The organism is Sphingomonas sp. CFBP 13733 (genome assembly GCF_014841795.1).
In the GTDB taxonomy this organism is placed as follows: Bacteria; Pseudomonadota; Alphaproteobacteria; order Sphingomonadales; family Sphingomonadaceae; genus Sphingomonas; species Sphingomonas aerolata.
The window spans coordinates 727,565-741,684 of the sequence record NZ_JACYUP010000002.1 but is presented as its reverse complement, the minus strand read 5'-3'; the positions used below and the strand labels follow the sequence as shown (position 1 = coordinate 741,684).

The following is a 14,120-nucleotide window of genomic DNA, read 5'->3' as shown; positions in this document are numbered from 1 at the left end:
GGGAGACCCCGTCCTAGGCGGCGGCGCGGCGCCCGACGATCAGCAGCCCGCCAAGGCTCAGCACCCCCGCGGCCATCAGATACACCCCGACCAGCCCCAGCCCGCGCGGCGCCAGCGCCTCCGCCACGATCGGCGCGAGCGCCCCGCCCAGCACGCCGCCAAGGTTGAACGTCATCGACACGCCGGTATAGCGCACCCCCGCCGGAAACAGGCTCGGCAGCCACCCGCCGAGCGGGCCATAGGCGAACCCCATCACGAACAGCGCGCCCGACAGCCAGAGCGACACCGTGACCAGCGATCCCGATCCCAGCATCGGCCCCATCAGCGCCCCGACGACGATGCAGCCCGCAAACCCGATGCCGAGCATCCGCGCCGCCGAATAGCGATCCGCCAGCACGCTCGCGAGGATCACCCCCGCCGCGAGGAACCAGATCGCGACCAGCTCGACGCCGAGGAACGCCTCGCGCGAATAGCCGAGCGTCTTGGTGCCGTAGCCGAGCGCAAACGCGGTCGCGAGATAGAAGAGCGCGAAACACGCGATCACCCCGAACGTCCCCGCCAGCGTCGCGCGCAGATGCCGCGTCAGCAGCTCGGCGATCGGCACGCGCGGGATCGCCTCGGTCTTCTCCGCTTCCAGAAACGCGGGCGTCTCGGTCAGCTTCAGCCGCACCCACAGCCCCAGCCCGACCAGCACTGCGCTGACCAGGAACGGGATCCGCCAGCCCCAGGCGAGGAACTGCGCCTCGTCGAGGACCAGCCCGATGATCAGGAACAGCCCGTTGGCCGCCAGAAACCCGACCGGCGCGCCGAGCGGCGGGAACATCCCGAACGTGTTGCGGCGGTGCGGCGGCGCATTCTCGACCGCGAGCAGCGCGGCGCCACCCCATTCGCCGCCCAGCCCCAGCCCCTGCCCCAGCCGCATCAGGCAGAGCAGGGCCGGCGCCCACCAGCCGACCTGCGCATAGGTCGGCAGGAACGCGATCGCGACGGTCGATCCGCCCATCAGCAGCAGCGACGCGACCAGGGTCGACTTGCGCCCGACCCGGTCGCCGAAATGCCCGAACAGCACCGCGCCCACCGGCCGCGCGACGAACGCCAGCCCGAACGTCGCATAGCTCAGCAGCAGCTGCGCCGACGCCGACTGGCCCGCGAAGAACAGCGGCCCGAACACGAGCGCCGCGGCGGTCGCGTAGATGTAGAAGTCGTAAAATTCGACCGCGGTGCCGACCAGGCTGGCGGCGAGGATGCGGCGGCTGGACCTAAGCGTGCTCATGCCGCGTGCATCGCCGCCCGCCGCCGCCCCGTCAATCGCGCGCTCGGCTTTAGCGCCCCAAGGCGTGCGCCACCCCGAGCAGCATCCAGTAAAGCCCGCCCGACAACAGCATCGCGACCGGCAGCGTCATGATCCACGCCAGCCCCATGTTCACCAGCGTCCGCCGCTGCAGCCCGCCGCCATTGGCGACGCTCGCGCCCGCGACGCCCGACGACAGGATATGCGTCGTCGACACGGGTAGGCCGAACCGGTCCGCCATCAGGATCGTCGCCGCCGCGACCAGCTCCGCCGACGCACCCATGCCATAGGTCAGGTGCGACTTGCCGATCCGTTCGCCGACGGTGACGACGATCCGCTTCCACCCGACCATCGTGCCGAGCCCGAGCGCGAGCGCGACCGTGACCTTCACCCAGATCGGGATGTAGCGCGTCCCCTGCTCGAGCCCGCCGCCATAGGTTTTAAGCTCCGTGATCTCCTGCGCGGTAAAGCGCGCCTGCGCGGTCTTGTCGGCCGCGACCAGCTTGGTGGTGTCGAGCACGAGGTACATGTCGTTGCGCAGGTTCGACGTCGCCGCCGCGGGCACCTTGCCGAGCGAGCCATAGCCCTCGATCCGGCGGGTGACGTCGTTCGACAGCGTAGCGAGCGCGCCATAGACGACGGGCTCGGCGACCTGCTTCGATTTCAGCGCGGTGGTGACGCGCGCGCGCGCGGCCTCGACCGTCGAAGGCGTGCCGTCGGCATGCGCGGCATAGGCCGACGACGCCGCACGGGCGGTCTGGACGAACGCCGGCGTCGCGCTTTCGGGCATCGTCCGGTTCAGCGCATAGGCGGTCGGCGCGCAGCCGATCAGGATAAGCATGATCAGCCCCATCCCCTTCTGGCCGTCATTGCTGCCATGCGCGAAGCTGACCGCGGTGCAGGTGCCGATCAGCAGCGCACGGATCCCGCGTGGCGGCGGCGTATCGCTCTCGGGCGCCTCGTACAGCTTGCGATCGCGCAGGAAGCGCTTCATCACCAAGAGCATCAGCAGCGCGCCGACAAAGCCGACCACCGGGCTGAACGCGAGCGCGGAGAGCACCTTGGTCACTTGCGCCATGTCGACGCCCGACGTGCCGTCCGCGCCGCCGTTGATCAGCTGGTTGGCGAGCCCGACGCCGAGGATCGAGCCGATCAGCGCATGGCTCGACGAATTGGGCAGCCCGACCGCCCAGGTCGCGAGGTTCCACAGGATCGCCGCGAGCAGCAGCGCGAAGATCATCGCGAACCCGCCGGCGCTGCCGACGTTGAGGATGAGGTCGACCGGCAGCAGCGTGATGATCGAATAGGCGACCGCACCCGACGACGTCATCACGCCGACGAAGTTGAAGAAGCCCGACCAGACCACCGCGAGCGGCGCGGGCATCGAATGCGTGTAGATGACCGTCGCGACCGCATTGGCGGTGTCGTGGAAGCCGTTGACGAATTCGAACCCGAGCGCGATCAGCAGCGCGAGCCCGAGGAACGCGAACGCACCGACCGCGAGCGTCTCGCCAACCTGCGCGGTATCGGTGGCAATGCTGAACCCCGCATAGGCCAGCCCCCCCAGCAATATTGCCAGAAAGATCCAGCGCCCGGCCGGATGCAGATCATGATCGAGCCGCGGTCCGCTGCGCGGTGCGCGGTCGATCGCGTCGACCGTTAATGGGGAAGTAGCCATGATCGCGCAGTCGGCCCTAACGATTACAACTTTATGACAACGCGATGCATCGCCGCGCGGCGATACCAGAATGACACAGTGACGAACCCCACCCAGAGCGCAACCGCCCATGACCCTCCCCCGCCAGGGGGAGGTGGCAGGCCCAGCCTGACGGAGGGGGAGGACCGCCGCGCCTCTGACAGAGCGGTCCTCCTTCAATCGCGCATCGGATCGAGCGCGACGACGCTACCGCCCCGCGAGGCTTGCCAGCTGCGTCCCGTTGCGCGTCAGCAACGCGGCGGTCTGGACCGTGGCGTCCTGCATCATTTCCGTACGGCACCGGCGCGACTCGGCAAAGGCATTCAGCCCGCCGGTCCGCGGGGCGCAGGTCCGGTTGACCGCCGACTGCACGCGACGCGCAAGCACGCGCCGCCCGGCGTCGCTGGCCAGGTCGAGCCCGGCATGCGAGACACGGATCGTGACGGGGTCGCGCACCGGATCGGCGGCAGCGCCGGTCGCAAAAAGGCACGCGGAAGCGATCGCCGCCGAAGCGACGCTGTGGAGGATCTTCATGATGACGTCCTTTGCTGGTCCTGCGGTCCGCAGGCACACCGCCTGCGCGCGACTAAGCCTGACCGTCGGGAGGACCGTCTCTGCGCGGCCTCTCCGACGAAGACCCTCGTCGCTGCGCACGCCCTACGCCCGGATCGTTACGCTCCCGCGACGGTTTGGCGACGGTTCGTCGGTCGCCCCGCGATTTCGATCACCCCGCAGCCGGACGACGACGGCACGCCCGTTCACATCCCCGGATAGCGCGCGAATTCGGGCAGGCTCGCCAGGTCCGCCATCCACGCCAGCCGCTCCGCGACCTGGATTTGCGCGCCCGGTGCGACCGACTCGGGATCGTCGAGCGTGCACGACTGGATGTCGATGATCCCCGGCAGCGCGACCGGGTTGGTGTAGAACAGGCCCGTCCCGCACGTTCCGCAGAACAGCCGCCGCCCGTGCTCGGACGACGCATAGGTCACCGGATCGCCCGAAATCGTCACCTGCTCGGTCCTGAACGCGATCCAGCCGACCATCGGCGCGCCTGCGCTGCGTCGGCAATCCTCACAGTGGCACAGCGCGTGATGCGCCGCCTCGCCCGTCGCGACATAGTGGATCGCTCCGCAGTGGCATCGTCCCGACAACATGCACGCCTCCTGTTGATATTCTCGATTTGTTCCACACATCGCTGCGCCGTGCAAGCCTTAGCCGCTTGCCCGATCGCGCCCCGTTCCCTACCTGTTCACCGGTGAACCAGATCGCCCATCCGTCCGACGCAAACCGCCAGCCGCCCTATCTCCGCGGCCTCAACGATCCCCAGCGCGAGGCGGTGCTGACCACCGACGGCCCCGTCCTGATCATCGCCGGCGCGGGCACCGGCAAGACCGCGGCGCTGACCGCGCGACTCGCGCATCTGATCTTCACCAAGAAGGCGTGGCCGTCGGAGATCCTCAGCGTCACCTTCACCAACAAGGCCGCGCGCGAGATGCGCGAGCGCGTCGGGCGTCTGGTCGGCGACGCGGTCGAGGGGATGCCGTGGCTCGGCACCTTCCACGCGATCGCCGCCAAGATGCTGCGCCGCCATGCCGAGCTTGTCGGGCTGCAGTCCAATTTCACGATCCTCGATACCGACGACCAGCTGCGGTTGCTCAAACAGCTCATCCTCGCCGCCGATATCGACGAGAAGCGTTTCCCGACGCGCAGCCTCGCCGGGCTGATCGACCAGTGGAAGAACAAGGGCCTCGTCCCCGCCGATATCGATGCGGGCGAGAGCGAGCGCTACGCCAATGGCCGCGGCGGCGAGCTGTACGAGCAATACCAGACCCGGCTGCGCGCGCTCAACGCGTGCGATTTCGGCGACCTGCTGCTCCACATGCTCGTCATCCTGAAGACGCACCGCGACGTGCTGGCGCAGTATCAGCAGCGCTTCAAATACATCATGGTCGACGAGTATCAGGACACCAACTCGTCGCAATATCTCTGGCTGCGGCTGCTCGCGCAGGAGCGCAAGAACATCGCCTGTGTCGGCGACGACGACCAGTCGATCTATTCGTGGCGCGGCGCGCAGGTCGAGAACATCCTGAAGTTCGAGCGCGACTTTCCGGGCGCGAAGGTCATCCGCCTCGAACAGAATTACCGCAGCACGCCGCATATCCTCGGCGCGGCCTCGGGCGTGATCGCCAACAATGGCGGTCGCCTCGGCAAACAGCTCTGGACCGAGCTCGACGTCGGCGAGAAGGTCAAGGTCATCGGCGTCTGGGACGGCCCCGAGGAAGCGCGCCGCGTCGGCGAGGAAATCGAGAGCGTCCGTCGCACGGGCAAGAGCCTCGACGAGGTCGCGATCCTCGTCCGCGCGCAGCACCAGACGCGCGAGTTCGAGGACCGCTTCATCGCGATCGGCATGCCGTACAAGATCGTCGGCGGCTTCCGCTTCTACGAACGCGCCGAGATCCGCGACGCGCTGGCGTATCTGCGCGTCGTCAATCAGCCCGCGGACGACCTGGCGTTCGAACGCATCGTCAACGTCCCCAAGCGCGGCCTCGGCGACAAGGCGGTCGCGCGCATCCACCAGCTCGCGCGCGCCACCGGCACCCCGCTGACGACCGCCGCCGCGCGCATCCTCGACACCGACGAACTGACCGGCGCCGCGAAGAAGTCGCTCGGGCGCCTCGTCGGCGACATCGCGCGCTGGCGCGACATGGCGACCAGCCTGCCCCACGCCGAACTCGCACGGCAGCTGCTCGACGAGAGCGGCTACACCGCGATGTACCAGGCCGAGAAATCGGTCGAGGCGACCGGCCGGCTCGAGAATCTGAGCGAACTCGTCCGCGCGATGGAGGAATATGACTCGCTCGGCGCGTTCCTCGAACACGTCTCGCTGGTGATGGACAATGAGGGCGGCGCGCAGGATCCGCAGGTCACGATCATGACCATCCACGCCGCCAAGGGCCTCGAATACGACACCGTGTTCTGCGTCGGCTGGGAGGAAGGACTGTTCCCGTCGCAGCGCTCGCTCGACGAGGGCGGCGTGAAGAGTCTCGAGGAGGAACGCCGCCTCGCCTATGTCGCGATCACGCGCGCGCGGCGCCTGGCCGTCATCCTCCACGCCGCCAATCGCCGCATCTACGGCCAGTGGAATTCGTCGATCCCCTCGCGCTTCGTCGCCGAGCTTCCCGACGAGCATACCGACACCGAGACGACGATGTCGGGCGGCGCGAGCCTCTGGCAGGCGAACTGGTCCGACCGCGCCGATCCGTTCGCCGACGTCGCACGCGGCACCGGCCGCGGCCCCGGCTGGCAGCGCGCCGCCACGCCCGGCGGCGGCTTCTCGACCAAGCCCGCCCGCGTCGTTGAAAGCCGGTCCAGCGCGATCAGCCTCGGCAACAAGGGCCGCGACGACCTGTCGCTCGGCCAGCGCGTGTTCCACCAGAAATTCGGCTATGGCGCGATCGCCGAGATCGAGGGCAACAAGCTCGAGATCGACTTCGAACAGGCCGGCCGCAAGCGCGTCATGGACAGCTTCGTCACGATCGCGCCGTAGGACGACCGGTCGGCGCCAACCTGTACGGGAGCCGACAACCTCGTTCAGGAACGATGCCGAACCATGATCGTATCGTCCTTCCAGCCCGATCTCGGGCAAGAGGACACGTCATGAAGTTTACGAATCTCATCGCCGCCGGGCTCGCCTTCGCCACGCTCGGCCTCGGCGTGGCCGCGCCCGCCGAAGCCCAGCGCGATCGGGGCCATAGCCAGCAGTATCGCGACAACGATCATCGCGGTGATCATCGTGCCGATCGTCGCGACTATCGCCGCAACGACCATCGTGGTCGCCACGACGGTCGCCGCTTCCGCGGTCGCGACAATGACCGCCGCAACTGGAACAACAATCGCCGCTGCCGCACCGAATGGCGCAACCATCGTCGCGTCCAGATCTGTCGTTGACGAAAGCCGGGTGGCGGCGCGATGTCGCCACCCGTTACCGGGACGCTCCCCCGGGACACCCTACCGTGAAAGGATTTCGATCATGAAGCGTTCTCTCGGCCTCGCGACGATGATCGCCGCGACCTGCCTGTCCGCCGCCGCCCCCGCCGTCGCGCAGACCAGTGCCGACAACGCCCGTTTCGCCGCCGCCCAGGCGCGCCTCGACAGCGAGTTGCAGATCTTCCGCGAGGAATTCGATCGCTACCAGTCGCTGCGCGGCAATCGTGGCGGCAGCTATGTTCCGCCGGCACCGCAGGGCGGCTATCGCCAGGCGCCCGACCGGTATGAGGGCGGTTATCCCGATGAGCGCGACGAGGGCAATTACGACCCGGCCCGCGACTATCGCGTCGGCCCGAATTATCAGGAGCGCACCCTGTCCGCCAACGACCGCGTCTATGCGGGGCAGGACGGCCGCTATTACTGCAAGCGCAACGACGGCACGACCGGGCTGATCATCGGCGCGGCAGGTGGCGGCATTCTCGGCAACGTGATCGACGGCGGCCGCTCGCGGATCGTCGGTTCGCTGCTGGGCGCGGCCGCGGGCGGCCTCGCCGGCCGCGCGGTCGAACAGAACAACAGCCAGATCCGCTGCCGCTGATCGGGTGCGGCGACCGGGCGTCCATCACGCCCGCCGCCGTGAATCACTTCTCCCCCAAACCCCCGTCATCCTGACGAAAGTCAGGATCCAGAGCCACGAGCGACACCGCCTCCGGCTCTGGATCCTGGATCAAGTCCAGGATGACGGGTCCCCTACTTCGCCGGCCCCATAAGCTTCTGCGCGAAATAGGTCATCTGCAGCGCCTGCATCCGCGCCCCCTGCTCGATGTCCGCATCGCCCGAATGCCCGCCCGCGGTATCCTCGTAGAACAGATACGGCAGGCCATATTCCTTCAGCCGCGCGGCGAACTTGCGCGCATGCTGCGGCCCGACCCGGTCGTCCTTGGTCGTCGTCCAGATATAGGGCTCGGGGTAAGCCCCGCCGCGCTTGATGTTCTGATAGGGCGAGATCGTCTCGAGAAACGCCTTCTCCGCAGGAATCTTCACCGACCCATATTCATCGACCCAGGACGCACCCGCGGCGATCTGTTCGTAGCGGATCATGTCGAGCAGCGGCACCTGGATCGTCACCGCCTTCCACAGATCGGGATGCTGGTTGAACTCGACCCCCATCAGCAGCCCGCCATTCGACCCGCCATAGATGCCGAGCGTCGCCGGGCTGGTCAGCTTGCGCGCGATCAGGTCCTGCCCGACCGCGGCGAAATCGTCATAGATGATCTGCCGCTTGGTCTTGCGCCCGGCATCGTGCCATTTCGGCCCGAACTCGCCGCCGCCGCGGATATTGGCGAGCACGAAGCTGCCCCCGCGCTCGAGCCACAGCTTGCCCATCACCCCCGAATAATAGGGCGTCATCGACGATTCGAACCCGCCATAGGCGGTCATGATCGTCGGCGTGGTGCCGTCGAGCGGCACGTCCTTCCGGTGGACGATGAAATAGGGGATCTTCGTCCCGTCGGTCGACACCGCCTCGAACTGCTCGACGACGTCGCGCGACGCATCGAACTTCGCCGGCAGCGCCTTGATCTGCTTGGGCACGCCGCCAGGCCCCGCATCGAGCGTCCACAAGGTCGTCGGCGCAAGGAACCCCGTCACCTGCACGAACGTCGCATTGCTGCGATCGGTCGTGCTCGCGACATCGACCGAGGCATTGTCGGGCAGCGCGACCGCGCGCGACGTCCAGCCCGCCTTGCCGTGCGTGAACACCATCGCCCGCCCGCGGACATTGTCATAGACGCTGGCGACCACGTGATCGCGCGTCACCGACACGCCGTCGACCGACTGGCGATCGGTCGGCGCGAAGACCAGGGTCGGTGTGAACTTGCCCTTGCGCACCTCGGCGAGCGGCGCCGAGGCGATCGCGCCGGCGGGGATCTGCCCCCAAGCCTCACTGGTCGAGAAGATCACCTGTCCGTCGACCATGCCCGACGGAAAGACGCGGTCGGGAACGTCGAGCTTCACCAGCCCGGCCGGCGTGACGACATGCTTCTCGCCGCCGAAAAAGGTCGGGCGCCGCTGGATCATCGTCACGCGGTTGCCCTGCCCGTCGGTCATCACGCTGGCATAGGTGCCGAGCTGGTCCGACGCCTCGCCGCGGAAGATCTCGCGCGCGGCGCTCAGCGGCTGGCCGCGCTTCACCTCCTTGACCACGAACGGATAACCCGACGCGGTCATCGACCCCGCGCCCCAGTCACGCGCGACCAGCAGCGTGTCCTTGTCGACCCAGCTCGCGCCCTGCTTCGACGTCGACAGCGCAAAGCCGTTCGCGACGAACTGCCCGGTCTGCAGATCGAATTCGCGGTAGGACACCGCATCCTCGCCGCCCTCGGACAGCGAGACGAGACACATCCGCTCGTCGGGCTGAAGGCAGGTCGCACCCTTCCACACCCATTTCTTGCCCTCGGCCTTGCTCAGCGCGTCGAGGTCGAGCGCGGTCGTCCAGGCAGGATTGGCCTGCGCGTAGCCCGCCTCGCTCGTCCAGCGCCAGATGCCCTGCGGATGCTCGGCATCGCGCCAGAAATTGTAGATCCGGCCAAAGCGCTGGTCGGGCATCGGGATCCGGTCCTTCGCCGCCGCGATTGCCAGCGCCTCGGCATAGAAGCTCTTGTAGCGCGGATCGTTCTGCAACCGGGGAAGCGTCTTGGCATTCTCCGCCTCGACCCAGGCGAGCGGCTTGGCGCCATCCTTGTCCTCGAGCCAGATATAGGGGTCGGCGGCGGTGTCCGCGGCCGGGGTCGGGGTTGGGGTTGGGGTTGGGGTCGGGGCAGGCTTTGTGTTCGTCATCGGTGCGACTTGGGCGAGCGCACTGCCCGCCGCAAGGCCAGCGCCGCCCGTCAATATCGTCGCCGCAAGCGCAGCCGTAAGAACCCGCATCGTCCATTTCCCCGAATAGCTTGGCGTCATTCATGACGGTGTCTATCGCGGTCCGCAATGCAGTCCGACCAGACAACGGCCCTGGATGGCCTTCCCAAGCCCCGCCGCTTCCTCGCGATCGCCGCCATCTCGGCGGGCACCGCGCTGACCATCATCGACGGCGGCGTCGCCAATGTCGCGCTGCCGACGATCGCACGCGACCTGGGCGTCGACAGCAGCGCGGTGGTGACCGTGGTTACCGTCTATCAGCTGATCCTGGCGATGGCGCTGCTCCCCTTTTCGGGGCTCGGCGACCGGATCGGGCTGAAGCGCATGTATCAATATGGCCAGCTCGTCTTCACCGTCGCGACCCTGCTCTGTTTCTTTGCCAAGAGCCTGCCCTTCCTGCTCGTCGTCCGCGCCGCCCAGGCGCTCGGCGCGGCGGCGGCGCTCAGCGTCTCGTCCGCGCTGATCCGCTCGATCTATCCCGCCAAGCAGCTCGGCCGCGGCCTCGGGATCAATTCGGTGGTGGTATCGAGTTCGGCCGCGCTCGCGCCGACGCTGGGCGGGCTGGTCCTCGCGGTCGCGCCCTGGCCCTGGGTCTTTGCCAGCGCGGTGCCGTTCGCGATCCTCAGCCTGTTTCTCGGGCGCGCCTTGCCCGATCCCAGCCCGCGGAGCGAACCGTTCGACGTGCTCGGCGCGGTCATGTGCGCGGCGATGATTGGGCTCGTCATCGGCGGGTCGGAGACCGCGGTGCACGGTGACAGCCCCGTCGTCTCGGCGGCGATCGTGCTGACCGGGGTGGCGATCGGCTGGATCTTCGTCAGGCGCGAACGCGGCGAGACCAAGCCGATCCTGCCGATCGACCTGCTCGCCCGCCCGGTGCTCGCGCTGTCGGCGATCGGCGCCTTCACCGCGTTCATCGCACAGATGACGCTGCTGCTGTCGACGCCGTTCCGACTCACCCAGGCTTACGGCTTTTCCGCCGCCGAGGTCGGCGCGGCGATCGCGCCATGGCCGCTCGCCAACATGGTCGTGGCACCGCTGTCCGGATGGCTGTCCGATCGCTATCCCGCCGGGCTGCTCGGCGGGATCGGCATGGCCGTCTCGATCGCCGCGCTGTTGCTGCTCGCGTTCATGCCTGCCGATCCGAGCTATTTCGCCATCGCCTGGCGGATGGCGCTCTGCGGCTCGGGGTTCGGGATGTTCATGGCGCCGAACGCGCGGCTGATCATCGGCTCGGCCCCGCGCGAGCGGGCCGCCGCTGCCGGGGGGCTGATCTCGACGGTCCGGCTGGTCGGCCAGACGACCGGCGCCACCGTGGTCGCAGCGCTGCTCGCCATCGGGGTCGGCGCGGGCACGACGCCGCCGCTGGTCGCAGCCGGCATGGCCCTGGTCGCGGGCCTGTGCAGCGTGTCGCGCCTGCGCCCTTCGATCCGCAACCCGCCGATCGACGAGACGCGCGACGTCCAGCCCGCCGCGCAGGCGCGCTAGCCGCCCGATCGCTCAGAACGCCGCGATCGGCCTCGGCTCGCCCAGCATCGCCTGCCGGACCAGCGGGATCGGCGGCCCGCCATAGCGCAGCAGCCGGTCGTGGAACGCCTTCCACGCACGCCGCCCACCCCGGCCCGCGGTCCAGTCCTCGCGCAACCGGCGGATCATCAGCTTGCCCATCGTGTAGTTGAGATAGGCCGGATCATAGGTGCCGCGCAGCGCCTGCTGCCGCGCATTGCCCTCGTCCTGGTAACATTGGTCGACGAACAGCGTGAACGCCTCCGCCTGGGTCATGCCGCGCGCATGCATCCCGATCGCGGCGAGGAACCGGCAGTCACGCAGCAGCGCGTTCGACAGCTGGCCGATATGGATGTCCGCGCGGCCGCCGCCCAGCCCCGCCTCCCACATCATCTCCTCGGCATAATGCGCCCAGCCCTCGGCATAGCCATAGCCGACGAACACCCGCCCGATCAGCGACGGCACGCGATTGGCGTGGAGGAAATGGACGAAATGCCCGGGCATCGCCTCGTGGATCGAGGTGAAGAGCAGGTCTGCCTTGCCCGGCACGAACGCATCCCGCACCGCTGGCGTCCAGCGCGGATCGGGGGGCGAGATGTAATAGACCGACGGCACACCGCGGTCGAACGGGCCCGGCGGATCGATATAGGCGAGATTCTGCCGGCTATAGGGCGGGCTCTCCTCGACCAGCGCCTGTTCGTTGCCGGCGAGCGTCAGCAGGTCGCGCCGCAGGATGAACGCGCGCAGCATCGGGATCTGGCGGCGCGCCTCGGCGACCGGTCCGTCGACCGGCTTGTCCGCATTCACCTGCGCCAGACAGTCGCGGACCGTCAGGCCGAACGCGAACCGGGCACAGGCCGCGGCGAGCGCACGCTGGTTGCGCGCCAGATCGGCCCGCCCCGCCGCCTCGAGCGTCGCGATCGGCGTGTCGACCCCCTCGGTCTCGCGCAGCATCTGCGAGAACAGCGCGGGCCCCAGCGCGAACGACCGGGTCGCGCCCGGCCGCTGCGCCTCGACCCAGAGCGCCAGGTCGCGCATCGCCTCCGACGCGGTCATCGCCGCGTCGGCGAGCTCGCGCTGCAACCCCTCGTCGGCGACCCCGGCGAACGCCTTGACCGAATCGTCCATGTAATAGGACGCAAAGCCGCGGAACGCATTGGTAGCATAGTCGACATGGCTGATCGGCATCGGCGTCGCGAGGTTCGCGCGGATCTGCAGCGTCGCCCCCGGGATCCGGCGCAGCAGCGCGATCAGCGCGCGCATCCGCCGGACCGGGTCGGCATAGGCGCGCACGACATAGACATTGGGGTCGAGCCCGCCCGCGACATACCAGGCCGGGTTGCGATGCGGCGCGTCCGCGGCCTCGAGCCAGAACAGCTTGTCGCGCGCGACCATCACCAGATAGTCGCGCTCGAACCGCTGCTCGGGGCTGAGCGCCGCCGCCTCGAACCGTCCCGCCGCCGCGATCGACCGGTGCAGGAACGCCGCCTGCCGACCCAGCCCGTCCGCGCTCCAGTCGGGCAGCCCGCCATCATGCTCATGCCGCCCCTGATAGACCGCAAAGGCCGGGTCGAGCGCGAACCACGTCGCGACGAACCGGTCGCGGAACGCGGTCCACGCATCGGGCGCGATCGCAGCGACGGGGGCGGTGACGGGCTTGGCGGCGACGCGGTCCCGCGTCTGCGGATCGTCGGGCGTACAGCTGCCCAGCGCCAGCAGCAGCGCCGCCGTCCTCGCCGGGAACCTCGTCCGCATCAATCTCCCCCCTCACGCCGTAGCGTGCCCGCAATGCTGCCAGCGGAATCGCGCGGACGCCAGAGTTGGAACGGCCAATAGCCCGGACCGTTGACGTAAGGACTTTGGCGACAACCCCGGAGATTGACATGCCCTTCATTAAAACCCGCGACGGTACAGACATTTACGTCAAGGACTCGGGCAGTGGGCGGCCCGTCATCTTGACGCATGGCTGGCCATTAAACGCCGACAGCTGGGATGCGCAGGCGATGGCGCTCGCCGAGGCGGGCTTCCGCGCGATCGCCTATGACCGCCGCGGCTTCGGCCGGTCGGGCCAGCCCTGGTCGGGCTATGACTATGATACGCTGACCGACGATCTCGCCGATGTCATGGCCGCGACCGGCGCGACCGAGGACGCGACGCTGGTCGGCTTCTCGATGGGCGGCGGCGAGGTCGCCCGCTACATGAGCCGCCACGACGGCAAGGGCGTGATCGCCGCCGGGCTGATCGCCTCGGTCGTGCCCTATATGCTCAAGACCGACGACAATCCCAACGGTGTCCCCGAAGCGACGCTCGCCAGCATCGGCAACGGGATCAAGGAGGATCGCCCCGCCTTCTTCCGCACCTTCCTGCAGCAGTTCTTGGGCGTCGGGTTCATCACCTCGCCGGTCAGCGACGAGATGGTCGACTGGGTCTGGGGTCTGGCGATGCAGGCGGGGCTGCGCCCGACGCTCGCCTGCGCCGAGTCGTTCGGCCATACCGACTTCCGCGCCGATCTCGCCGCCTTCCGCGTGCCGACGCTGATCGTCCATGGCACCGCCGACAAGACCGTCCCGATCGACGCCACCGGCCGCGCCGCGGCCAAGGGCATCGCGGGTTCGCAGCTGGTCGAATATGACGGCGCCCCGCACGGGCTGACGCTCACCGAAAGCGACCGCTTCACGCAGGACCTGCTGCGCTTCCTCGGCCGGTAACCCCGCCTGCCAATCCTCC

Annotated in this window: 11 protein-coding genes; 5 read left to right on the top strand and 6 right to left on the bottom strand. The window is 68.6% G+C overall.

Annotated elements, in window-relative coordinates:
- Positions 1-13 precede the first annotated feature (13 nt).
- From IFT71_RS07725 to IFT71_RS07710, 4 genes are all read right to left on the bottom strand, one after another.
- Positions 14-1,273 carry an MFS transporter gene (locus tag IFT71_RS07725; RefSeq protein ID WP_107045145.1) on the bottom strand — a complete coding sequence of 420 codons (1,260 nt, stop codon included), beginning with the start codon at positions 1,271-1,273 and terminating at the stop codon, positions 14-16.
- A gap of 49 nt (positions 1,274-1,322) precedes the next feature.
- Complete coding sequence (locus tag IFT71_RS07720; protein ID WP_192139999.1) at positions 1,323-2,969, bottom strand: inorganic phosphate transporter; 1,647 nt, start codon at positions 2,967-2,969, stop codon at positions 1,323-1,325.
- A 225-nt stretch (positions 2,970-3,194) separates the two neighbouring features.
- Positions 3,195-3,521, bottom strand: coding sequence for a UrcA family protein (locus tag IFT71_RS07715; protein ID WP_037530699.1), 327 nt, complete (start codon positions 3,519-3,521; stop codon positions 3,195-3,197).
- 224 nt (positions 3,522-3,745) lie between these two features.
- A complete protein-coding gene (locus tag IFT71_RS07710; RefSeq protein WP_192070049.1) occupies positions 3,746-4,141 on the bottom strand; it encodes a GFA family protein in 396 nt (131 codons plus the stop codon).
- A 110-nt stretch (positions 4,142-4,251) separates the two neighbouring features.
- On the opposite strand from IFT71_RS07710, the gene IFT71_RS07705 reads away from it, so the two are divergent.
- The 3 genes from IFT71_RS07705 (at position 4,252) to IFT71_RS07695 (ending at position 7,572) form a co-directional block, all read left to right on the top strand.
- The gene (locus IFT71_RS07705) at positions 4,252-6,534 is read left to right on the top strand and encodes an ATP-dependent helicase (RefSeq protein WP_056680943.1); all 2,283 of its coding nucleotides are present in this window, start codon (positions 4,252-4,254) and stop codon (positions 6,532-6,534) included.
- Between the two features lie 110 nt (positions 6,535-6,644).
- Positions 6,645-6,935 carry a hypothetical protein gene (locus tag IFT71_RS07700; protein WP_107045143.1) on the top strand — a complete coding sequence of 97 codons (291 nt, stop codon included), beginning with the start codon at positions 6,645-6,647 and terminating at the stop codon, positions 6,933-6,935.
- 82 nt (positions 6,936-7,017) lie between these two features.
- Positions 7,018-7,572, top strand: a complete 555-nt coding sequence (locus IFT71_RS07695; protein WP_031440853.1) for a glycine zipper 2TM domain-containing protein — start codon at positions 7,018-7,020, stop codon at positions 7,570-7,572.
- Between the two features lie 152 nt (positions 7,573-7,724).
- Here IFT71_RS07695 and IFT71_RS07690 read toward each other — a convergent pair whose 3' ends face one another.
- Positions 7,725-9,812, bottom strand: coding sequence for a prolyl oligopeptidase family serine peptidase (locus IFT71_RS07690; protein WP_192140265.1), 2,088 nt, complete (start codon positions 9,810-9,812; stop codon positions 7,725-7,727).
- A gap of 147 nt (positions 9,813-9,959) precedes the next feature.
- On the opposite strand from IFT71_RS07690, the gene IFT71_RS07685 reads away from it, so the two are divergent.
- A complete protein-coding gene (locus IFT71_RS07685) occupies positions 9,960-11,375 on the top strand; it encodes an MFS transporter (RefSeq protein WP_192139997.1) in 1,416 nt (471 codons plus the stop codon).
- Between the two features lie 12 nt (positions 11,376-11,387).
- Here the strand turns inward: IFT71_RS07685 and IFT71_RS07680 are convergent, their stop codons facing one another.
- Positions 11,388-13,148, bottom strand: coding sequence for a DUF885 domain-containing protein (locus IFT71_RS07680; protein ID WP_192139995.1), 1,761 nt, complete (start codon positions 13,146-13,148; stop codon positions 11,388-11,390).
- 128 nt (positions 13,149-13,276) lie between these two features.
- On the opposite strand from IFT71_RS07680, the gene IFT71_RS07675 reads away from it, so the two are divergent.
- On the top strand, positions 13,277-14,101 hold the full coding sequence (locus IFT71_RS07675) for an alpha/beta fold hydrolase (protein WP_192139993.1): 825 nt from the start codon (positions 13,277-13,279) through the stop codon (positions 14,099-14,101).
- Positions 14,102-14,120: the final 19 nt, after the last annotated feature.